The sequence below is a fragment of the Halobaculum halobium genome (genome assembly GCF_030127145.1).
In the GTDB taxonomy this organism is placed as follows: domain Archaea; phylum Halobacteriota; class Halobacteria; order Halobacteriales; family Haloferacaceae; genus Halobaculum; species Halobaculum halobium.
Genome location: NZ_CP126158.1, coordinates 72802 through 95266 on the forward strand (window position 1 = coordinate 72802; position 22465 = coordinate 95266).

Consider the following 22465-nt stretch of genomic DNA (forward strand, 5'->3'; position numbering starts at 1 on the left):
GTGACCGGCTGTGAGCCGCAGCCGTCGCGTCAACCTGTCGGGTCTCCCGACACCAATCTGTGCGACCTGTGGATCGCATATCACCGATCCCGAACAGCAGTGCCCTGCCCTCGACGACGGGAGGTGTTCGCCGTGAGATTCTGCCCGACCTGCGGCGCTCAGCTCAAAGTTCACACCCCCTACGGGAGCGGAATCGCCCGCCACGTCTGCCCCGAGTGTGACGGGGGTGACGAGCTGCGAAGCGCTCGATCGCTCGCGAGCACGTCCACGGAGCGACCGTGTGGGCCTACGGCGCTGGCAGCACACGGGTGGTGCCCTGGGATCGCCCGACCCACTTCTCCCGGTTCCGGGGTGGTACAACGTGAGCCGGTCGGCTCCGGTTTGACGGCCCCCTCGCGCACGTACCCCGACGCGACCGTGGTGTCGGTCTCGGACGCGGTGAGCGGCGACGTGCTCGACTTCGAGCCCGAGCGCAACGACGGTACGACCTCGTGAGAGCGCGGCGGCGGTCTCGCGGCGCTCATCGAACGGGCAAGTGCCTACGGCTGGCGCGTCAGCCTCCCCGGCGGTACCGACGCCCACAGCGTCGCCCTGGACGACGAGCGTGGCGCGTATGTCGGCTGGTGCGACTGATGGGGCACAGCCGACCGCCGACCTATCGAGCGCGAACGACTACCTGCAATACGCGGGGAGGCAGTCGGATGCGGAGGCGAGAGTCTGTGGTGATCGGAAGGTTGTAACAACGATATAGACTTAGAGAAAATGCTTGTTTTAACTATCTTCTCAATTGAACTTGTGAATAGTGGCTCAACGCAAGCGCATCAAGTACAAACCGGCAGAAAATGAGGATCTTAGCGTTGCGGTCGTAGAGGCGCTGTCAAAGGCGAAAGGTAGAGACATCACCGAGGAGGGGTGTGTACTATACGATAGTATCAACCCGGACGCACTGGACTCGATGTTTCGGGAAGATGGAGACGAAGATACGATCAAACTCGAACTCACGACCCACGATGCGTTGGTCATCCTCTGGGGGAACGGCAAGGTTACGATCGAGGTTCAGGATTTCGAAGAGGATCCGAACTACCACTGACCCGTTTCTGCGGACTCATCGAGGTCGGCTGGCCGATTGATTCGGAGGGGCAGATCGGCTGTGTTCCCGAACAGGTTGGAGATCGGATAACACCGAGACCGGTCGAAACGCGTAAGCCTCGTTTGCGAGGAAATTATCGAGACCCGTAGCCGTGGCCGAGGACCAAGGCGGCCGCGTTCGCGAACAGCAGGCCGACGAAGACGGTGAGCTGTTCGGCGGTGATACCGTTGGCGAGCAGCGGTAAATAGCCGAACGGGAGACCGATCGCTGCGTAGAACGCCACCGCGCGGACCGGTTCGACCGCGACCGTACGGCCCGCGCCGGTGAACTCGGTAACGGCTGCTTTCAGGCTCGACGATGCCGGGACGGCGTCCCAGAGTCCGTCGACCGATCGGAGGGGATTGGAGGGAGTCATCGCACACTGCACCGATACACACCCGACCACATATAGTATGAAGAGCCTTCGGGCGGATTCGAACCGTTCACCGACGACCATCGTCCGCATCGACGTTTCACGAAGAGCTCAGAACGGAGCAGACCGTTTATCGAGGTGCGTGAATCTTTGCTCGGCCTCCCGCGTCGCGAGTGTCGAGAGTTCGCGGAGGCGCCGAACAGGCCCCACATTCGGATCGATCGCAACCCAGCGTCGGTTCGAACGGCGGCGTGGCTGCTCGTTGCACTCGGAAGGCGGTTGATAACGGACAGTTCATCAGCTACGGAACGAACCGAGCAAAATTGCAGATGGCCCGAGCGGTCGGACGGGCGAACGGGTTACCGCCCGTCGTCAGGGTCCGCAGCGTCAGCGCCGTCACGGTCGGCAGCGCCCGACGCGTTCGGCACGCCGACTCCGCCCATCGCGTTCCCGATGTCGTCGGGGTCGAGGTCGCGGTCGTACTCCTCGTCCGCGAAGAGGTGGCAGGCGGCGGCGTGTTCGCCGCCGGTCAACATCGGCTCGTCCTCCTCACAGGGGGACGCGAACCCGGCTTCGAGTCGCTCGGCCGCCTCCGCCTCGCGGCCGTTCGCGAGGATCTCGAGGGCGTCCTCGACGGTGTCCATCGTCGCGCCCGAGAGGCCCGCGAGGTCGAACTCATCGCGCATCGCCTCCTTGAACGCGACGGTGTCCCGTTCGAAGTCGTCGCCGTCGTGCTCGCTTTCGAGGGTCTCCCAGACCGACTCCGCCGTGAATCCCTGGCGTTCGAGCCTGTCGCGGAGATTCATCACGCCCCGGTACTGCTCTTGTGGGATGTCGATAGTCGCCGGTTGGATGACCTTCGGGCAGCGCGTCCGGAAGTGACAGCCGGACGGGGATCCCGTGGCGACGGAACGTCGCCGGGGAGTGCGTCGACACGCCGGCCCTGTTCCTCGACGGACGCACGCGGGACCGACTCCAGTAGCGCCTCGGTGTAGGGGTGTTTCGGCGATTCGAAGATGTCGTCGGTGGGACCTGTTTCGACCACCTCGCCGAGGTACATCACGGCGACGCGGTCGCAGATGTGTCGGACGACGCTGAGGTCGTGTGCGATGAACAGGTACGTGAGGCCGAACTCCGCTTGCAGGTCCTCCAAGAGGTTCAGGATCTGCGCCTGGACGCTCACGTCGAGCGCGGACACCGGCTCGTCGAGCACGATGAACTCAGGATCGAGCGCGAGCGCGCGGGCGATCCCGACGCGTTGGCGTTGCCCGCCCGAGAACTCGTGCGGGTAGCGGTCGATCTGGTCAGCCGAGAGGCCGACGCGTTCGAGCAGTTCCTTCGCGCGGTCGCGACGCCACTCCCGCTTGGAGCGGTCGTCGTCGGGAGACTCCTCGGGGAGGTTGTGGATCTTCAGCCCCTCGCTGACGATGTCGCCGACGGTCATCCGCGGGTCGAGGCTCGAGAACGGGTCTTGGAAGACGATGCCCGCGCGCTTGCGGAAGCGCGTCAGCTCGTCGCCGGACATCGCCATGACGTCCTCGCCGTCGAACCGGACCGTTCCGTCTGTGGCATCACGCAGCCGGAGGAGCGTCTCGCCCGTGGTGGATTTCCCGCAGCCGGACTCTCCGACGACCCCCAGCGTTTCGCCGGGGTACACCTCCAAGTCGACGCCGTCGACGGCCTTCACGCTGGTCGGCTCTCGGCCGAGGAGCCTGTCGAACAGCGAGTCGTTCTCGTAGTAGTACTTCCGCAGGTCACGGACCTCAAGCAGCGGTTCGGTCGCGTCCGATCCGCCGCCTGCCGCGCGGTCGACGGCACGATCGTCGTCTGCGGCGGGCGTCGACTCACTCATCGCCGCGCACCTCCTCGTTGCGGTCGAAGTGGTCGGGCGCGAGCGCGTCCGCCTCGCTGTACTCGCGCTCGGCGAGCACGCATCGCACGGCGTGGTCGTCGGTCCCCGGTTCGGCATCGTACTCCGGGATGTCCTGCAGGCAATCGGACATCGCCTTCGGACACCGGTCGGCGAAGAAACACCGGCCGCCCATCTCCTCGTCCAGCAGCGAGGGGACGTTCCCCTCGATCGGCTGGAGACGCGGCGCGGGGTCGTCGAGGTCCGGGATCGACCCGATGAGCCCCTCCGTGTACGGGTGGACGGGCGACTCGAACACGTCAGCGAGCGTCCCCCGCTCGACGATCTGGCCGGCGTACATCACGCCGACGCGGTTGCACATCCGCGCGATGACACCAAGATCGTGGGTGATCATCACGACGGAGGTGTCCTGCTCCTCCTGCAGGTCGCGCAGGAGATTGAGGATCTGCGCCTGGATCGTCACGTCGAGCGCGGTCGTCGGTTCGTCGGCGATCAACACGTCTGGTTCGCCTGCCAGCGCCTGCGCGATCATGGCGCGCTGGAGCATTCCACCCGAGAACTGGTGGGGGTACTCGTGGGCGCGCTCGGCGGGGTCGGGAATGCCCACCTGTTCCAGCAGTTCGATCGCGCGGTTCATGCTCGATTCGGAGGTGTACCCCCTGTTCGGGAGCAGGGTGTCGGCGATGAGCCGTCCCATGCCGTACCCCTGCGTCCGCGAGCGCGTGCTTCGCGGGTTCGCGCGGGCGCGCCGCTGTACCTCGACGGCCTCGGCGATCTGTTCGCCGACGGTGATCGACGGATTCAACGAGGACATCGGGTCCTGGAACACCATCGAGAACGCGGGGCCACGCAGCGCGCGGCGGACGCCTTCGGGGAGTCGCAGCGTGTCGACGAACTCGCCGTCGACGGCCTCGGGCAGTTTCTCGCGGAACTCGTCGGCGAGGTCGCCGTCGCGGTACCACACCTCGCCCGAGGTGACCCGGCCGGGCGAGTCCACGAGGTCGATGAGCGACAGCGCGGTCACGGACTTCCCGGAGCCGGACTCTCCGACGATGCCGAACACCTCGCCATCGCGGACGGTGAAGTCGACCGACTCGACGGCGTTGATCTGCCCCTCCTCGGTGAAAAAGCGCGTCGAGAGGTCGCGGACCCGGAGCACGTCGTCTGCGTGGCCTTCCGGGGCACCGTGACCCTCGGTGGCGTCACGCTCGTCTGCGGCGTCGCCAGCGGTCGACGACGGGGGAACGGATTCGCTCATCTACATCCCCCTCGCCCTCGATACCCGGATCGAGCGCGTCGCGGAGCCAGTCCCCAACGAGATTGATGCCGATGACCGAGAGCACGATCGCGATCCCGGGCACGGTTGCGATCCACCACGACGACGAGAGGTAGCCACGTCCTTGCGCAATGTCGAATCCCCACGAGAGCGTCGTTCCCGAGAAGCCGAGGAACGACAGGGCCGATTCAAGCAGGATGATCGCGGCGACCTGGATGGTCGCGAGCACGAGGATCGGCGTAATCGCGTTCGGCAGGACGTGCCGGAACACGACTCGCGCGTCGCTGGCGCCGAGCGCCTGCGCGGCCTTCACGTACTCCTCCTCACGGATCGAGAGCGCTCCGCCGCGCGCGATGCGGGCGAACCACACCCAGTTGACGAACCCGACGACCAGGATGACGACCGTCGGCAACACGAACGTGTCGGGCATCGGCGTCGGGAGCCCGACGGCGTCCCGGAACGACCCAGCCACACCCGTGGTGACGAGTGGGTCCGTGATCGCGACCGCCACGTCCGCCTGGAAGCGGCTGAACAGCCCGATCAACGCGATCGCGAGCACGAGCGACGGGAACGCCAGCGACACGTCGGCCGTGCGCATCAGCGCGTCGTCGATCCGGCCGCGGTAGTAGCCGGCGGTCAGTCCGACGGTGACGCCCAACACTGCCGCCAATATCGTTCCGAACAGCCCGACGAGCAGCGAGGTTCGGGCGCCGTATATCGCCCGCGAGAGGATGTCCTGCCCCAGCGAGTTCGTCCCGAGGGGATGCTGGACGGTCGCGTTCACGGTGACGTTCTCGGTCACCGTCTGGACGCTCCCGTTGACCATCTCCGTACGGGTCTGCTGCTCGGTGTCAGTGAACCCCAGCGGGGGAAGCTGCGACCGATCGAGGTTCTGCGTGCGGGGGTTGTGCGGGGCGATCATCGGCGCGAGCGCAGCCGCGAGCACGATCACGACCACCAATACCACGCCGATCCGCGCGAGCCCGGAGGACCGGAACTCCTTGCGGAGGTTGCGGATGGTACGCGGCGAGATCGAGATCGGTCCGATCTTCATTCAGCCATCACCCGCGGGTCGAGGTACGCGTACAGTGCGTCGACGACGATGTTCAACAGGACGAACCCCGTCCCGATGACGATGAGGCTGCCCTGCAGTATCGGCCAGTCCCGCGCGTTGATCGCGCGGATGATCTCCGTGCCGAGCCCCGGCCACGCGAAGACGGCCTCCGTGATCACCGCCCCACCGATGAGCGTCCCGAGCTGGAGCCCGAGGACGGTCACCACCGGAACAAGCGTGTTTCGGAGGACGTGTTTGTAGCGGACGAGCGTCTCCGGGAGCCCTTTTGCGCGCGTCGCGCGAACGTACCCCGCGGACAGCTCGTCGAGCATGCCCGACCGCACGAGCCGCGTGATGAGCGCCGTGAAGTACGTTCCCAGCGTGATCGCCGGCAACACCAGCGAGGCGATCCATGCGGTCACGACGGCGAAAAACGGCTCCGGGCCCGTGATCGCCGCCAGCGAGTCCATGAAGCCGTACGCGCGACCGCTGGTCGGGAACACGTCGAGCTCCACTGCGAACACCAGCACGAGCATGATACCGAGCCAGAAGTTCGGCGTCGAGATTCCCAGGAGCGAAAACGACGTGGCGGCGTAGTCGGCCGGTTCGTGACGCCGCGTCGCCGAGATGACACCCAGCGGGATCGAGAGGACGACCGCGACGACGCTCGCTGCGACCGCGAGCTCCAGCGTCGCCGGGAGCTTCTGGAACACCTGGACCGAAGCCGGGATGCTCGAGATGTACGAGTAGCCCATGTTGCCCTGCAGGAGCTCCCAGAGGTAGTCTAGATACTGGATGTACAGCGGCTGGTTCAGCCCCAACTCCTCGGCGATTCGCTGTCGCGTCTCCTGGCTGGCATCGAGCGGCGCCACCGTGTCGATCGGCGATCCCGGGGTGATGAACCGCAGGATAAACACGACAGTCACGACTCCCCAGACTACACCGACGCCCTGCACGCCGCGTTTCAGAAGAAATCGACCGTAGCCCATGACGGCCTGGTTGCTCTCGCTCGGGAGGCTCTGGGCTTCGTCGAGCAGACGGTCCAGTTCGTCGTTCGCGTACGAGGTCAACGCCCCGTCGCTCGCGAGGAGCGGCTGGATCGTCTGGATCGCGTCGAACGTCGCGTTCCCCCAGCCGAGCAGGTACCAGGGGGGCTTGTCCTCGATGTTGCCCGTGGTGACTTGGCTGACGAGCGTCGAGAACTCGACCTGGCGCGCGGTCGCGGAAACGTTCGGCAGCTCGTCGACCTGCGAGGCGACCGCCTGTGCGATCTCGACGTCACGCAGGTACCGACCGATCGGCGTGACGAGTTCGATCTCGGCGCCCGCGTAGCCGGACTCCTCGACGAGCTGTTCGGCCTGGTCGAGGTCGCGCGGATATGGATCGAGATCGCCGTTGTGGCCGAAGAAGCCCTCGAGCGTCGGCTGGCCGGTCGCCGAACCGAACGTCTGCAGCACGTTCTCGACGATGGAGTCGAGATCGATGGCGTAGTTGATCGCCCGACGGAACTCCGGCGAGTCGAACGGCTCGACGTCGTACCGCATCGCGTTGAACAGGACTCGCGTCGACGGCACCGCCGATATCGACGCGTTATCGCTGTTCTCGACCCGGGAGACTTCCTGGGGCGGAACGTTGACCGCGATGTCGGTCTCGTCGCTGAGGAGACGATTCACGCGCGTCGAGGACTCGGATGCGGAGTTGATCGTGAACGTCGAGATGGCCGCCTCGTCGTCCCAGTAGTCGTTGTTGCGCTGGAACGCGACCTCGACGCCCTGCTCGTAGTTCGAGAGGACGAACGGCCCCGTCCCCTCCATGTTCTGGTTGATGTACGCGCTGTCGTTGCTCTCGACCCACGACTTGTTCATCACGTCGCAGTAGGTCGCGAACGACGCGAACACGATCGGGTTGAGTCCGGAGAGGTTCACGTTCACCGTGCGGTCGTCGGTGGAGGCGACCTCGGCGCCCTCGACGCCGATGAGCTGGTCGACCTGCGGCGACTCGAGACCGCCGACGTCCGACTGGACGATCCGGTTGATCGAGAAGGCGACGTCCTCCGGCGTCAGCGAGTCGCCCGAGTGGAACGAGACGTTGTCGCGGACGGTGAACTGCACCGTGGTCTCGTCGAGGCGCTGGTAGTCGGTGGCGAGCGTCTCGACGATGGCGCCCTCGGCGTCGCGTTCGAGGAGCCCCTCGTACGCCTGCAGGACGATGTTGTCGGTCGGCGTCTCGCGGTGGTCCTGCGGGTCGAGCCCGGAGTCCATCTGCGACTGGGTCATCACGACGTCGTCGCCGGAGTCCGTCGCCGGCTCGATCGCGTAGGCAGCGACCCGCTCGTCGGTACGTGGCTGCCACTCGATGTCGGAGGACTGCCCGTACACGGAGTACTGGCGGTTGAGGAACACCCACGGCGCCTGCTCGTGGCAGTGGCGGTTCGCCCGCTGGAGGTACCCGTCGCGAGTGTCCGGCTCGGGGCGCTCGGTCGTCTCCTCGGGCTGGCTCGTCGTCTCTGTCTCGTCGCCGCCGCCCATGTCCGTCGAGTCGTCGGTCGGCGTCGACTCGCCGCCGTTGCCGGAACAACCGGCGAGCGCAACCGCCGCCGTCGCCGAACCCGCCGCTTGGAGGAACCGTCGCCTGCTCGTGTCTTGATCAGACATGCCCGGAACGATGTGAGACGACCTCTTATATGCTGGGGTACGGTGTCGCACACCAACAGACGCCTGAGATGACGCCGCTGGCGGCCTCGCTTACCGCGTCCTCGTCGCTCCGAAATCCGGGCCCCCCGTCGAATCGGACCTTCCGCGGGGCGATGTCACCGGGCGATCCGATTACTCGTCCTCGTCTTGCGCGTCAACGACAGCGACCCCCGCGAGGTTGACGATGTCCTTGACCTCGTCTCCCCGCTGCATTACGTGGACGGGCTGGTCCATCCCGACGAGCATCGGGCCGATCGCCTCCGCGCCGCCGAGGCGCTGGAGCAGCTTGTAGCCGATGTTCCCGGCTTCGAGGTTCGGGAACACGAGCACGTTCGCGGGACCGTCGAGCGTCGAGAAGTCGTACGTGTCCTCGAGAATGTCCTCGACGACGGCGGTGTCGGCCTGCATCTCCCCGTCGACCGGGAAATCGACCTCGGGGTCGTCGTGGAGCAGGTCGACCGCCTCGCGGGGTTTCCGCGTCCCGGGGTTATCAACCGACCCGAAGTTGGAGTACGACAGCATCGCCGCGCGCGGCTCGACGTTGAACCGGCGAGCGAGCTTCGCGGTGTGTTTCGTCACCTCCGCGAGCACCTCGGCGTCGGGCGCCTGGTTCACCGTGGTGTCGGCGCAGAACACGACGCGGTTCTTGAACGTGAGCATGTATACGCCCGCGACGTACTCGGCGTCTTCGGCGGTGCCGATGACTTGGAGCGGCGGTCGAAGCGCGCTCGGGTAGTGGTGCGTCAGCCCCGTGAGGAGCGCGTCGGCGTCGTCGCGCTCGACCATCACGCTGCCGAAGAAGTTCGTGTCCCGGCGGATCAGTTCGGCCGCCTCCGATCGGGTGACCCCCTTGCGCTTGCGGAGTTCGTGGAGCCGGTCGGCGTATTCGTCGGCCTTTCCATCCTCGTCGGGGTCGACCACCGGCGGGTCGAAGTCCAGGCCGAGATGCGCCGTGGTGGACTCGATGGTGTCACGGTCGCCCAACAGGACGGGGTCGGCGATCCCCTGTTCGGCCATCTGGTAGGCCGCGCGGATCATCTTTTCGTCGGTCCCCTCGGCGAGCGCGACGCGTTTCGGCGCCGAGCGGGCCTTGTTGAGGACGACGCGCATCATCTCGCGGCTCTTCCCCAGGCGGGCCTCCAGCTGCTCGGCGTACTCGTCGATGTCGACGTCCGTGCGGGCGACGCCGGACTCCATCGCCGCCTCGGCAACTGACGGGGCGACCTCGAAGAGGACACGCGGGTCCAGTGGCTTCGGGATCACGTATTCGGGCCCGAACTGCAGCGGCTGGTCGCCGTATGCCTTCACGACCGCGTCCGGGACGTCTTGGCGAGCCAACTCCGCGAGCGCCTCGGCGGCCGCGCGCTTCATCTCCTCGTTGATGTCGGTCGCGCGCACGTCGAGCGCGCCGCGGAAGAGGAACGGGAACCCGAGGACGTTGTTGACCTGGTTGGGGTAATCCGACCGCCCCGTCCCCATGATGACGGTGTCGTCGCGCGCTTTCTTGGCGTCGTCGTAGGTGATCTCGGGGTCCGGGTTCGCCATCGCGAAGATGACCGGGTCGTCGGCCATCGACCGCACCATCTCCTGGCTGACGATCCCGCCGACCGAGAGGCCGACGAACACGTCGGCGCCCTCGATCGCGTCAGCAAGGTCGCCCCCGTCTCCCTCGCTGGCGAACTGCGCCTTGTAGTCGTTCACGTCGCCCGCCGCCGCGCGCTCCTCGGTGATGATCCCCGAGGAGTCGCACATCGTGATGTTGGTGGGGTCCGCGCCCAGCGAGACGTAGAACTTCGCGCTCGCGATAGCGGACGCGCCGGCGCCCGAGAAGACGATATCGAGGTCTGCGAGATCCTTGTCGACGATCTCGGCGGCGTTGATCAGGCCGGCCCCGGAGATGATCGCCGTCCCGTGCTGGTCGTCGTGGAACACGGGGATGTCCATCTTCTCCCGGAGGCGCTCCTCGATCTCGAAGCACTCGGGCGCCTTGATGTCCTCGAGGTTGATCCCGCCGAACGTCGGCTCCATCGCCGCGACCGATCGAACGATCTCGTCGGGGTCGTCCTCGTCGAGCTCGATGTCGAAGACGTCGATGTCGGCGAATCGCTTGAACAGCACGCCCTTGCCCTCCATGACGGGCTTTGAGGCCTGCGCGCCGATGTCGCCGAGGCCGAGCACGGCCGACCCGTTGGACACGACGCCCACCATGTTCCCCTTCGCGGTGTACTCGAACGCGCGATCGGGGTCTTCGTCGATGTCGCGGCACGGTGCCGCGACCCCGGGTGAGTACGCGAGCGAGAGGTCGCGCTGCGTGTTCGTCGGCTTCGTCGTCGAGATCTCGATCTTCCCGGGAGGTTCGGATCGGTGGTACTCCCGTGCGTCGTCGTCTAGTCCCATACCGTGGCGACCGCAGGATCGGGGAAAAACCTACCGAGCCGACACACCGATCGCCGGAGAACGCGAATCCGCTACTCGTTCCCGAGTTAGCTTCGCTCGTCGGAATCGGGATTGTTCGAGTCGGCGCCGTCGCGGTCGCGGAACGTTCCGTCGTCGTCCGCCGGAGCGTCGCGGTCGGTGCCGATCGGGTCGCTAGCGGCGTCGCCGGCCTCGTCGTCGCCGGCGTCCGATTCCGCTGCCACCTCGGACGACGCCGGGACGAATCCGCCGAACTCCTCGTCGTCACTGTCGGCCGTCGCCTCGGAGTCGACCGACTGTGTGCCGGCGTCGGGCCCGTCGTCTCCCCCGCGGAGTTCGGCCGCGACGTCGCCGCTTTCGCCGTCGTCGCGGTAGCGTCCGATGAGGTCGAGGCTCTCCCCGAACCGACCGAGGGCGGCGAGCTCGTACGACCGCCGGTACGTGAGCGTGAGCACCTGGATCGGAAGCAGAACGAGGATGACGAGCAGTGGAACCCCGACGACGAGTCCGGCGAGGACGCCGAGGCTGATCCCCAGATCCGTCGTCGCGGCGCCGCTGGTGACCGTCCCCACCGCGAACCCGATCCCGGCGGCGAGGAGGCCGATGACGAGCGCGCCGACGAGAAACAGCACGAACGAGACGATCGAGAGGCCGATCCCGACGAGCAGGTGCATCACGATATAGACGAGTGTCTGTCCGGGCTGGCTCCGCAACCGCGGCCACACGCGGCGCCAGCCGTCGATGACACCGCCGCCGTCGGCGACCATCGCCGGGACGACGAACTCGACGGTGAAGCGGTCGACAAACGCGTAGACGATCACGTAGCCGATCGCGACGAGCGCCACAGCAGCGATGACGAGCGGGCGACCCGCCAGCGACTCCGCGCTCGTTCCGCTCAGGACGAGCGCCGTAATAATCGCGGCGGGCGGAATGATGAACGCCGCCGCGAGTCCGATCCGGAAGCCGAGCAGTCGGAGCCCGTTCGTCAGGTGGGTACCGATGTCCCGCAGGAGTCGGAGGTCGTCGCGCGCGATGGCGTCGACGAGCACGAACTCGAACACCGGTGACAGCAATATTGCCAGCAGCGCGACCGCGACGACCACGACGGCGAGGACAATCCCCACCAGGCCGACCGCGCCCGCCTGGGGGACCCCGCCGAGTTGGAGAGTGGGATCGCCGAGGGAGGCCGCCCCGAACGAGAGAGCCGGTATCGCGACCAACAGCGCCGCAACCGCGCTCGCCCCGCCGGACGGCCCGGAGAACCCGCCGGCTCCGGCGAGACGAGCGCCGAGGTTGCCGGCGTTGCTCGCGACCTGTCCGCCGGCGCCGCCGCCGCCGGTGAAGAGGCTCACGATCACCATTCTGATCCATCGTCCGAGGCTGAAGGGAAAGAGGAACTCGCGGGTCACGTCGATCGCGTCGTCGACCGCGTCGACGCCGTGCCAACTCATGTCCGGTTGTCAAAGTGGCACACAAAGAAAGTTGTTCTTCAGTCGACGACTCGATGTCGTCGACGGAGACATCGCGGCGCGATCGCCGCTACTGCTCTCTGATCGCGGGTCGCTCCACTGTGAGTCCGCCCGCCTCGACGGTGTCGGTCGGCCATCGTCCAGAGTCGGTGAGCACCTCGACGGCGTCGGCAGTGACGTAGGCGGTATCCTCGCTTTTCGCGCCACAGACGGTCGGGTTCCACGCGTATGCGGCCTCGCTCGCGATCGGTGCGTCGCTGTTCGGCGTCGCGAACCACTCGCGGCCGGCGTACCCCGTCGCGCCGCCTTGGTGGTGTTTTCGCCACTCGCCCTCGTGGCCGGACTCGGCGTAGGCGTCGCGGATCGCCGCGAACACGTCTCCGGCGGTGCCGCCGTCGCGGCCGGCGGCTTCCCGCGTCGCCGCCAGCGCCCGGGTCTCGACGCGCTGGGCCGCGCGGTGGCGCTCGTCGAGCCACTCGGGCGGGTCGAACGCGACGGTCCGGGTGCAGGAGGCGTGGAGGCCGCCCCGCCGCGCGGTGACGATGACGAGTGCGTAGTCCCCGAGCGCGGCGTCCGTCGGCGTCGGATGACGGTACTCGGGCGCACGGTCGCTCCCACCGACGAGGACGACCGGTGCGTCGATGTTCCGGCCGGCCAGCGAAATTCGGAGGCCCGCGGCGACCTCGTGTTCGGTGTCGCCGGGCTGGAGTTCACGGCACACCGTCTCGACGGCGAGCGCTACCTCCTTGCCGAGGGTGCGGTAGGCAGCGAGATCGTCGTCTGCGAGGCGCACCCGGAGCCGGGTCGGGTCGAGCGAGTCGAGCCCGGGCACGTCGAAGTCCGCGGCCGCCGGCGTCGGCGAACGGGCGGCGACCGACTCGCCCAGAGACGCCTCGTGCCAGTCGTCGGCGGCGACAGACATCGACAGTTCCGCGGGGAGCTCTTCGGCAGCGATCCGCTCGGCCTCGATGTTGTTCGTGACGACCGTCCACTCGCCGTCGCCGAGGTAGCCGGCGGCGGCGTCGCCGACGTCGGCGCTCGCGTCGACCCAGTTGTCGCCGCCGGTGAGCCACGCGAACGCGTTCGGTTGCGCGAACCAGACCGCCTCGTACCCCTCCGCGGCGAGAAACCGTTCCAACCGCTCCTCGCGCTCGTCGATGTCGACCATACTCGCGGGTCCGACCGGTCGGGCTTGAATCCGGTGACATCGAGGCCGGCGTTCTCGTTCCGCGATTCAGTCGGCGTCCGCGATTCCGTCGCCGTCCGTGATACCCGGCGTTCACGATCTGCGGCGATCCGACCACGGAGACGCGGTGTTCGGACCGAACCCCTAAAGAGGGGATACTCGAAAGAACGTCGTAATGATGACGACGCTCGGGAGCGCGAGTGTGCCCCCCGGCGAGTTCGACACCGGCCGGCTCGAAGTGGGTGAGACCCGAGACGGGTCGCCCGTCGGCCTCCCGGTCGCGGTGCTGAACGGTGCGGACGACGGAAAGACGCTGTACGTGCAAGCAGTCAGCGACGGGGATGAGTTGAACGGACTCGGCGTGATCAACCGACTCGTCCCGCAGCTCGATCCCGACGAGATCGCGGGGCAGATCCTCTTCGTCGGGATCGTGAACTACCACGCATTCCAGGTCGCCGAGCACCGGAATCCGATTGACGACACGAAGATGAACCGGGCGTACCCCGGCGACGCCAACGGCACCTCCTCCGAACGCATCGCTGCCGCGACGTTCGAGGCGGCAAAGCGCGCCGACCTCATCGTCGACCTCCACCAGGGGCGTACCTCTCGGATGATCAACGAGACGCGCGTGCGCTGTGGCCCCCGCCACCGACTCCACCGGGAGTGTCTCGAACTCGCGAAGGTGTTCGGCACCGGCTACGTCCTCGACCAGAAGGGCCCCGACGGTCAGCTCGCGCGGGCAGCCCCTGACAAGGGCATCCCGACGATCGACCCCGAACTCGGCGGTGCGGTCGGGTGGGACGAGGAGTCCATCCAGGTCGGGCTGGAGGGAATGTTCCGCGTTCTGCGCTACTACGGATTTCTCGACGGCGACGTGGAGCGCGAGGTCCAGACCCGAGCCTCCGGCTTCGACCAGTACGGCTCGCCCGCGGGCGGACTCGTCACCTTCGAAAAGTCTCTCGGCGAGCGCGTCAACCGCGGCGAGGCGCTGTTCGAGGTGACCGACGCGTTCGGCTCGCTCAAAGGACGCGTGACCGCCGACAACGACGGGGTGTTCTGGCGCTCCCGGCGCCTCCCGCAGGTGGCGACCGGCGAGTACGTCTGCTCGGTCGGGACGGATATCGACGAGTTCTGACCCCGACTGAGCCATCTCAGTCGGGGATCGGTGAATCGAGTCTCGCGCGGCAGTGGGTTACAGTTCGCAGTCTGATTTCAGTCCGTTCTGGCTTCACAGCGAGCCGCCCGCCCTCGCTTCCTACTGGCGCGGCGCCGACGGTATCGCTGACGGGTCGCCCAGGCGCCGTGGCTCGGAGCCGCTGGTGAACAACGATGCAGGTATCGAGGAATGTTTCGACTCCCAGCAGACATCGAATGATAACCATACCGCGGCAGCCTGAAATCAGCTTCATGACCGTCCCTCGGTAAGCACGTCCTATGATGGGCGTGACCAACTCATGTCACTGAAGCAGCGTGGACTACTAACGGGGGACGCGATGGATCAGGTCGCCGGAATCACGGGGTTCGGCTGGACCGCATCCCTGCTCGGGTATTTGGGGACGGTAATCGGGTATAGCAACTCCCTTATCACGAATCCGCAGACGCTCCTGTACGTCGGGAGCGTGTTCTTCGTCACGACCCTCGGACTCGACCGCCTTCGAACGAGCGCGTCGACCGACGACGACCGGTAGCGCCCGGGTCGCGACCGTCGTTGGGTCGAACCGTCACCTACTGGTCGCTCGGCCACGGTCGATCGGTCGATGACCGTTCCGTCGCTCCGGTGTGCGGACTGTGGCGCCACCTACGCCGACCGCTGGCGCTGCGAGTGCGGGCACCCGCTCGACTACGAATCGCCGCCGCTCCCCGACGGCCCCGCCCCCGATCCGGCCGCCTTCGACTCACGAGCGGGGCTGTGGTCGTTCGGTGAGTTCCTCCCCGAGTCCCCGCTCGTCACGCTCGGCGAGGGGACGACGCCGCTCGTCGACGCCGACGAGTGGGACGCGCAGTTCAAGTTGGAGTACGTGTTTCCCACCGGGTCGTTCAAGGACCGCGGCGCGACGACGACCGTCTCCCGGGCTGCTGCGCTCGGCGTCGACACGCTCGTCGAAGACTCCTCAGGCAACGCCGGCGCCGCGATCGCGACGTACGCCGCCCGCGCGGGCATCGACGCCGAGATCTACGTCCCGGCGTCGGTCAAGGACACCAAACTGCGGGCGATCCGGCGCGCCGGCGCGACGCCCGTGAAGACCGAGGGACCGCGGCAGGCCACGACGGACGCGTGCGTCGGCGCCGTCGAGGCGGGCGCCGGCTGGTACGCCAGCCACGCGTGGAACCCCGCGTTCTTCGCGGGAACCGCGACGGTCGCCTACGAGACGGCGCTCCAGCGCGACTGGACCGCCCCAGACGCCGTAGTGCTCCCGCTGGGCCACGGGACGCTCTTCCTCGGCGCCTACCGCGGCTTTCGCGCGCTGCGAGAGGCGGGCTGGATCGACGATCTGCCCCGGCTGCTGGGCGCGCAGGCGGCCGGCTCCGCGCCGTTCGTTGAGGCGCTCCACGGCGCCCGCGCGGCCGCCGGCGACAACGACGCTGCCGACGGCATCCAGATTCCGAAGCCAGTGCGTCGCGACCAGATCCTCGACGCGATCGGCGACACCGACGGCGACGCTATCGCGATCGGGCGCGACGCCGTCGAGGCCGAACTCGCCGACCTCCACGCCCGCGGCTTCTACGTCGAACCGACCTGCGCGGTCGCCCCCGCGGCGCTCCGAGCGTACCGCGAGCGGGGCGTCCTCACCGGCGACGAGGACGTAGTCGTCCCGCTGACCGGGAGCGGGCTGAAGACGTGATTCCGTCAAGCGAGACGCGAGGCGACGGGGGTGGCGATCGGTGATCACGGTTCCCGGCGACTACTGTCCGCTGTGCGGCACAGAACTCGACCGAGTCGATCTGGAGGGCCGCGAACGCAGGCGGTGTCCCGACTGCGACCGCGTCGTCTGGCGCAACAGCAAGCCGGTCGCGGGCGTGGTCGTCCGCCACGGCGACGAGGTGCTGCTCGGGAGGCGCGACGTTGACCCCCACCGGGGACTGTGGGGCGTCCCCGGCGGCAACCTCGAACACGACGAGCACCCCGCCGACGGCGCCGCGCGCGAACTCCGCGAGGAGACGGGCGTCGACGTCGATCCGGCGGACCTGACGCTGTTCACCGTGGACCACACGAGGGACCAGCCCCGGACGGGTGACTCCCCGAGCCGGTCGGTCGTCGGGATCCGGTTCGTGGTCGACCGTCGCGCGGTCGACGGAGAGCCGACCGCCCGCGACGAGACGACCGCCGCGCGGTTCGACACGCTCGACTCGTTCCGCGACGACGGCGGGATCAGCCCGTGGGACCGCGACCTGTTGGCCGCGGTGCTGGAGCGGTGACCCCCGCCGGCTCACCGCTCGGGGTGCGTCGGCGCGTCGAAGCCGCCCCGCACGAGGGGCTTGCTGATGTGCCGGCGCGCGCACGGCGGCACCTCGTACCACCCTCGTTCGAGGTCGCGACGGACCGGTTCCGGGACCGTCCCCGGTTCGCTCGTGCCGCAGTCGCGACAGCGGTAGCCCTGACCGGCGCCGGCCGATTTCATCGATCGTCCGCAGTCGGGACACGACGGCACCGCCCGCCGCGTCTCGACGAGGTCGCGGACGGCGAACTTCTCCAGCTTCAGCGTCCCGTTACCCACCTCGCCACAGAGGGTGAGTCGATCGCCGACCCGGAGGTCGCGGACGCGCTCGCGGAAGCGCTTGGTGGGCTCGAAAGCGACGCACTCCAGGGCGATGTCGCTGGCGCTGGCGTCGCCGGTGGGGTCGCCGTCGGGGGCCGTCACACCGAAGAACACGTGGCCGCCCCGGCGGGTCTCCGGCGGCGTCGCGACCGCGGCGTCGACGCGGTAGGCGCGCCCGTCGCGTAGCGCGCGGAGCCCGCCGGGCGGACTCTCGCGGTGGTGCGCGTCCGTCCCCTGGTTCGTGAGGAAGGTCGCGGTCCGCTCCACCGGCTCGGAGTCGATATCGGTGGCGACGCGGGCCACCTCCTCGGGGTCGTCGCCGCGGATCCCGTGGAGGATGGGCCCCGGCGCGTTCGGGACGCACACAGCCTCGCGCTCGACCCGGTCGACGGTGTCCCAGACCGCCGGGTAGCCGGCCTCGGCCGCCGCGAACACGCTCGCCTCATCGACGATTCGCGGCGTGCCGCACCGGTTGAACTCCCGGTAGGAGATGCGTTCGTAGGTCCAGTCGTCGAACGCCCGCCACGCCCCGACGGCCGCGAGCGCGCCGATCCGGCCGCGGCCGGTCGCGCTGTCAGCGCTTTGGTCCTGCCCGGCCTCACCGTCGTCACCGATAGCCGTGTCGCCCCCAGCGTCGCCCTGGTACCCCCACCCCCGGTGGTCGAAGCCGACTTCGTCGGCGAGCGCGAGCGCGTCGCCGAGGTCGTGGAACTCCCTGACTGCGTCGCGGGCGAACGCGGCGACCCGACCCGGTACGGTTCCCGGCTCGCAGTCGGCGACGACCACGCCGGGAGACGTGCGCGGATCGTCGTCGACGGCGTACTCCTCGATCAGATCGCTCGCGATCGACAGCGCGGCTTCGGGGCTCGCGTCGGTGTGGAGCGCGAGCGCGGCGTTCCCCCGCGTCTTGTGCTCGACGGCGGGGTTGAGTCGGATCAGGAGTCGTCGCTGTACGGCGTCGCCGGCGTCTTCGATGCCCTCGGCGACGAGCGCGGCGAGGTACGTGCTGCACATCCCCGCGGTTCGCGAGTCGGTGTCGTCGATGCCGAGGACCGTCACGGCTGGTCGGAGACTGTCGCCGGAGTTGTGCCTTTCGCGTCTCGTTCGCCGCCGAGGGCGTCGCCTGCTTGATAGCTCTATCGGCCGCGGGCCCGGGACGACCGGCTGACGGCGTCGGATAGCCACTCGCCTCTCTCGGCACAATCCATTTAAACCGTGAGTCGCGTATATACGGATATGTCGCGGAAGGCGCTGGTCGGAAACGTCACTGCCATGCTGGCAGACGCGGATTTCCTGGTCAGCGAACGCTGTGCGGTTCGACCAAAGAGCTTCGACGTGGCCGCGCGGCGCGGGAGGACCTCCTCCTCGTGAAGGTGCTCGGCAACGTCGACGCGTTCGACCGGGCCACGGGCGCGGAGATGCGCCGCCTCGGCGAGTACCTCTCGGGGACCCCGGTCCTCGTGGGGATGCGCACGCGCGACGAGGACCTCAAGCCCGGCGTCGTCTACTTCCGCCACGGCGTCCCGGCGATCCACCCGGAGACGCTGTACGATCTGCTCGTCGAGGAGGTCCCGCCGCTCATCTACGCCGCTCCCGGCGGGCTGTACGTCAACATCGACGGCACCACGGTCGCAGACGAGCGCCGGGACCGCGGGTGGAGCCTCGGGCGACTCGCCGACGAGCTGGGCGTCTCCCGTCGCACCGTCGCGAAGTACGAAGACGGGATGAACGCCTCCGTCGAGGTCGCGGTCCAGCTGGAGGACCTGTTCGATCGCCCGTTCTCCGACCCCGTGCAGGTGATGGAGGGCGCCGAGGAGGTCCGCGAGGCCGATCCCACCCCGGAACCACCCGAGGTCGACCCCGACGACGAGCACGTGTACGGCGTGCTCTCGCGGGCGGGCTTCGCGGTCCATCCGACCCAGCGCGCGCCGTTCACCGCCGTCAGCGAGGACGAGGCCGAGCCGCGCGTGGAGTTCACGCTGCTCACGGGCCACTCGCCGTTCACGCGGACCGCCGAGAAGCGCGCCAAGTTGATGGGGTCGCTCGGACGCGTCACCGGCACGCGCGCCGTCTACTTCACCGAGGGAGACGACGAGCCGAAAGAGGAGACGGTCGACGGAACCGCCATCGTCACGATGGTCGAGCTGTCGCGCGCCGACGACCCCGAGCGCATCCGCGAGCTCATCCGTGAGCGGTCCGACGAGCCGGCCGAAGCCTGAATCAGCAGCCGTCCGTCACGACCCCCCGGAACTGAGCATCGATATCCTCGCCGCCGTGTTCGTCGCCAGGATGCTCCCGAGGCGCGCCTCGGTCTCGTCGATCCCGTCGCGATCGGGATCCGAGAGGGTGATCACTCCCCACTCGCCCACCGGAAGGTACACTTTGCTCGCGACGTTCTCACGTTGCAGATCCGACCGGCTGGAGACCGTCACCGGTTCCTCCTCGTCGAACGCCTGCCACGCGTGGGCCGCGTCCGGGTCGCCGCGCTCGTACGCGGTCCGAGGGCGCTCGTAGTGGTCCTCGGCGGCGGCCGTCGTTTCGCTCGGCACGAGCCTGTCGGTCGCCGGATCGTAGCGACGGGTCCCGTTGTGCGGGAAGCCGAGCACGTCTCCGGCCGCCGAGAGCGCGAGCGCTTCGACCTCCGCGACGCTGTCTGCGACCATGATCGCCCGCGTCGCGCTGTGGAGTCCCTCGAGGGACTGCTGAACGCGCTTTTGTTCGTGAATGTCGGTGAACAGCACGTAGCGTTCCTTGCCGCCGCCGACAGTGGCAACGACAGTGACGAGGAACTCCCGCTCGCCGGCGGCGGTCCGAACCGTGAGTTCCTCGCGACGCCGGTCCGCGCTGGTGGTGAGGTCGTCGATCCCCTCGCCGCCGACGACGGGAGCGACGTCGTCGACGGGGGCGCCGATCGCCCGGTCCGGGTCGACGTCGAACAGCCGCGTGAACGCCGGGTTGACCTGACTCACCGGCGTCCTCGGGGCTGCGGAGTCCACGACGACGGTCGGCGACGGCGTCGACTCGAACAGCGATTCGAGGGTCGCCTCCTTGGCGGCGAGCGAGCGTCGCGCCGCCTCGCGCTCGCGCTCGGCGCGACGACGAGACAGCGCCTGTTGCACGCTGTTCGCGAGGACCGCGAACGACTCGGTGCCGCCTTTCTGGATGTAGTCAGTGACGCCGGCGGAGACGGCTTCGCTCGCGATCTCTTCGCTGCCGCGTCCGGTGAACAGGACGAACGGAACGCGCCGGTCGATCTCCTGATCCGCCGGAGGAGCGAGAGGCCGTCGATCGACGGCATGTCGTAATCGGAGACGATGCAGTTCGCGCTCCCCGTTCGACGGCGTCGAGGACGTCCGCCGGTTCGGTCGTCCCGGACACCTCGGCGCCGTCGAGATCGCGGTCGAGGCGGTCGGTCAACAGCTCCGTCATCGGTCGATCGTCGTCCACGACGAGGACCGACTGAACGGACGCCACGGCGCCATCGATCGGAGGGAACATCTGCTACGTATCACTCGCGGTTGGGAAAAAGGCCGGATGGGCCGGCTGTCGCGGGCTTCGGACCTGCCGTCGAGACAGCGCCCGTTCGGTCCAGCCTGCGCCTCACGTGGTCGAACGATCGGTCGGGGCGCCGAACTTACGCGCCCGCGCCGTCGCCGTACGTCTCTTCGAGGTACTGGACGATGTCGTCTGACTCGGGCATCCCCTCGACGCCGTGCGCCTCGTCGACGAGGACCGGCACGCCGGTCTGGCCGGACACCTCCTTCACTTCGGTGCGCTCGGCGTGCGACCCGGGCACCATGATCGAGTCGTATTCGAGCCCCAACTCGGCCAGCTTGTTCGTCACTTTCGCGCAGTAGGGGCAGCCTTCGAGTTCGTACAGAACGAGTTCAGACATTACATCCCTCCGTACCGTCGCCGCCGACTTAAACTCCGCCGAGGTGTGCGTCGGGAGCGCGGAGACGAGTCGCTGCTAGTGGTCGTCGGACGCGTCCGCGAGCGCTCGTTTCGTCCGCACATCTCCACCCGCGACGACCGCCCCGGCCTTGAGGACTACCCCGGGGTCGTGAAGCGCCGTGACGTCCTCGGTCGGGTCCGACTCGAGCACCAGCAGGTCCGCGTGCGTGCCCGGGTCGAGAGTCCCCTGTCCGTCGAGCCCGACGGCCTCGGCGGCGGTCGCGGTCATCGCGACGATCGCGTCGAACGGCTCCAGTCCGTGCTCGCTCATGAAACGCACTTCCGCCGCGTTGGCGCCGTGCATGTTGAACGGCGTTCCCGCGTCGGTGCCGCCGGCGACCCGGACGCCCGCGTCGACAGCGCGGCGGAACGAGTCGAGGTGGCGCTCGTACACCGCCTCGGTCTGCGTGCGGTCCTCCTCGGTCACGGCGTCGACGTTGCGGACGATGTGGTGGGGCGCCGACAGCGTCGGCACGAGCGTCACGTCCTCGCTGACGAGCATGTCGATCGCCTCGTCGTCGAGGAGCGTTCCGTGTTCGACGGTGTCGACGCCGGCGGCGACGGCCGCCTTCACGCCATCGGTGCCGTGGGCGTGCGTCGCCGTGTGGAGTCCGCGCCGGTGCGCTTCGTCGACGATCGCCTCGACTTCGGCGTCGGTGAGCGCGACGGCGCCGGGGTCGCTGCCGGGCGTCGTGACCCCGCCGGTCACCATGAACTTGATGAAGTCCGCGCCGCGGGCCGCCTGCTCGCGGACGGCCCGTCGGGCGTCGTCGTCGCCGGTGATTTCGCGGCCGAGGTGGTGGCCGTGGCCGCCGGTGGCCGTGATCGACCGGCAGTTCGCCACCGTCTGCGGTCCCGGGATGTCGCCGGTCGCGATGCGGTCGCGAACGTGCACGTCCACGTCGCGCGCGCCCATCACACGGGCGCCGGTGACGCCGGCTTCGAGCGTCTTGCGGGCGTTTCGCGCCTCCACCAGGGCGAGTTCCGCGTCGCTCATGCCGACCACGTCCCCGACGGTTCGCTCGCCAGACAGCGAAAAGTGGACGTGCGCGTCGACCAGTCCCGGGAGGACGGTCCGCCCTCGGAGGTCGACGACGGCTTCGTCGCCGCCGGGCTCCAGGTCGCCGACGCCCTCGATGCGCCCGTCGGCCACCCGAAGGTCCCCGCCACGAATGCCGGCAACGTCGACCAACGTCGCGTCCCGCAGAAGCATGTTTCTCGGTCGGTCGGGACGTCGAAAGAGCGTTGCGGATCCGTCGGCGCGGCCACAACGGGTTTATTTCGGCGA

16 protein-coding genes and 4 pseudogenes are annotated in these 22465 nt (G+C 68.3%); 7 read left to right on the forward strand and 13 right to left on the reverse strand.

The window, feature by feature from the left end:
- Positions 1–132: 132 nt before the first annotated feature.
- Both P0Y41_RS17955 and P0Y41_RS00480 read left to right on the forward strand, forming a co-directional pair.
- Positions 133–183: pseudogene (locus P0Y41_RS17955) on the forward strand (hypothetical protein); the annotation flags it as partial.
- Positions 184–802: 619 nt separating this feature from the next.
- Positions 803–1090, forward strand: coding sequence for a HalOD1 output domain-containing protein (locus P0Y41_RS00480; protein WP_284062065.1), 288 nt, complete (start codon positions 803–805; stop codon positions 1088–1090).
- Positions 1091–1223: 133 nt separating this feature from the next.
- Here P0Y41_RS00480 and P0Y41_RS00485 read toward each other — a convergent pair whose 3' ends face one another.
- The 9 genes and pseudogenes from P0Y41_RS00485 to P0Y41_RS00525 form a co-directional block, all read right to left on the reverse strand.
- Positions 1224–1505 (reverse strand): DUF8028 family protein, encoded by a 282-nt coding sequence (locus P0Y41_RS00485; RefSeq protein WP_284062066.1) that lies wholly within the window; start codon positions 1503–1505, stop codon positions 1224–1226.
- Between the two features lie 356 nt (positions 1506–1861).
- Positions 1862–3354: pseudogene (locus tag P0Y41_RS00490) on the reverse strand (ABC transporter ATP-binding protein).
- Positions 3347–4630: an ABC transporter ATP-binding protein gene (locus P0Y41_RS00495; RefSeq protein WP_284062067.1), complete on the reverse strand. Its 1284-nt coding sequence runs from the start codon at positions 4628–4630 to the stop codon at positions 3347–3349. The pseudogene P0Y41_RS00490 and the gene P0Y41_RS00495 overlap by 8 nt, the downstream one beginning before the upstream one ends.
- Entirely contained in the window at positions 4575–5702 is a 1128-nt protein-coding gene (locus P0Y41_RS00500; RefSeq protein WP_284062068.1) for an ABC transporter permease, read from the reverse strand. Before P0Y41_RS00500 ends, P0Y41_RS00495 begins: the two co-directional genes overlap by 56 nt.
- Positions 5699–6691: an ABC transporter permease gene (locus tag P0Y41_RS00505; protein WP_284063432.1), complete on the reverse strand. Its 993-nt coding sequence runs from the start codon at positions 6689–6691 to the stop codon at positions 5699–5701. The genes P0Y41_RS00500 and P0Y41_RS00505 overlap by 4 nt, the downstream gene beginning before the upstream one ends.
- Positions 6689–8356: pseudogene (locus tag P0Y41_RS00510) on the reverse strand (ABC transporter substrate-binding protein); the annotation flags it as partial. The pseudogene P0Y41_RS00510 and the gene P0Y41_RS00505, both read right to left, overlap by 3 nt.
- Before the next feature lie 171 nt (positions 8357–8527).
- Complete coding sequence (locus P0Y41_RS00515) at positions 8528–10792, reverse strand: NADP-dependent malic enzyme (RefSeq protein WP_284062069.1); 2265 nt, start codon at positions 10790–10792, stop codon at positions 8528–8530.
- A gap of 86 nt (positions 10793–10878) precedes the next feature.
- Positions 10879–12261, reverse strand: a complete 1383-nt coding sequence (locus P0Y41_RS00520; protein WP_284062070.1) for a DUF7544 domain-containing protein — start codon at positions 12259–12261, stop codon at positions 10879–10881.
- Between the two features lie 88 nt (positions 12262–12349).
- Complete coding sequence (locus P0Y41_RS00525) at positions 12350–13447, reverse strand: M24 family metallopeptidase (protein WP_284062071.1); 1098 nt, start codon at positions 13445–13447, stop codon at positions 12350–12352.
- Between the two features lie 196 nt (positions 13448–13643).
- Here P0Y41_RS00525 and P0Y41_RS00530 point away from each other — a divergent pair, with 196 nt between their 5' ends.
- The 4 genes from P0Y41_RS00530 (at position 13644) to P0Y41_RS00545 (ending at position 16882) form a co-directional block, all read left to right on the forward strand.
- Positions 13644–14600: a succinylglutamate desuccinylase/aspartoacylase family protein gene (locus tag P0Y41_RS00530; RefSeq protein ID WP_284063433.1), complete on the forward strand. Its 957-nt coding sequence runs from the start codon at positions 13644–13646 to the stop codon at positions 14598–14600.
- A 319-nt stretch (positions 14601–14919) separates the two neighbouring features.
- A complete protein-coding gene (locus P0Y41_RS00535; RefSeq protein ID WP_284062072.1) occupies positions 14920–15153 on the forward strand; it encodes a hypothetical protein in 234 nt (77 codons plus the stop codon).
- Between the two features lie 69 nt (positions 15154–15222).
- Positions 15223–16308 carry a pyridoxal-phosphate dependent enzyme gene (locus tag P0Y41_RS00540; protein ID WP_284062073.1) on the forward strand — a complete coding sequence of 362 codons (1086 nt, stop codon included), beginning with the start codon at positions 15223–15225 and terminating at the stop codon, positions 16306–16308.
- 40 nt (positions 16309–16348) lie between these two features.
- Positions 16349–16882, forward strand: a complete 534-nt coding sequence (locus P0Y41_RS00545) for an NUDIX hydrolase (protein WP_284062074.1) — start codon at positions 16349–16351, stop codon at positions 16880–16882.
- An 11-nt stretch (positions 16883–16893) separates the two neighbouring features.
- Here the strand turns inward: P0Y41_RS00545 and P0Y41_RS00550 are convergent, their stop codons facing one another.
- Entirely contained in the window at positions 16894–18282 is a 1389-nt protein-coding gene (locus P0Y41_RS00550) for a tRNA(Ile)(2)-agmatinylcytidine synthase (protein WP_284062075.1), read from the reverse strand.
- 177 nt (positions 18283–18459) lie between these two features.
- On the opposite strand from P0Y41_RS00550, the pseudogene P0Y41_RS00555 reads away from it, so the two are divergent.
- Positions 18460–19442 (forward strand): annotated as a pseudogene (locus P0Y41_RS00555) (transcriptional regulator).
- Positions 19443–19457: 15 nt separating this feature from the next.
- Here the strand turns inward: P0Y41_RS00555 and P0Y41_RS00560 are convergent.
- From P0Y41_RS00560 to P0Y41_RS00570, 3 genes are all read right to left on the reverse strand, one after another.
- Positions 19458–20342, reverse strand: coding sequence for a PAS domain-containing protein (locus P0Y41_RS00560; protein ID WP_284062076.1), 885 nt, complete (start codon positions 20340–20342; stop codon positions 19458–19460).
- Positions 20343–20857: 515 nt separating this feature from the next.
- Complete coding sequence (locus P0Y41_RS00565; RefSeq protein ID WP_284062077.1) at positions 20858–21118, reverse strand: glutathione S-transferase N-terminal domain-containing protein; 261 nt, start codon at positions 21116–21118, stop codon at positions 20858–20860.
- 75 nt (positions 21119–21193) lie between these two features.
- A complete protein-coding gene (locus P0Y41_RS00570; RefSeq protein WP_284062078.1) occupies positions 21194–22390 on the reverse strand; it encodes a metal-dependent hydrolase family protein in 1197 nt (398 codons plus the stop codon).
- Positions 22391–22465: the final 75 nt, after the last annotated feature.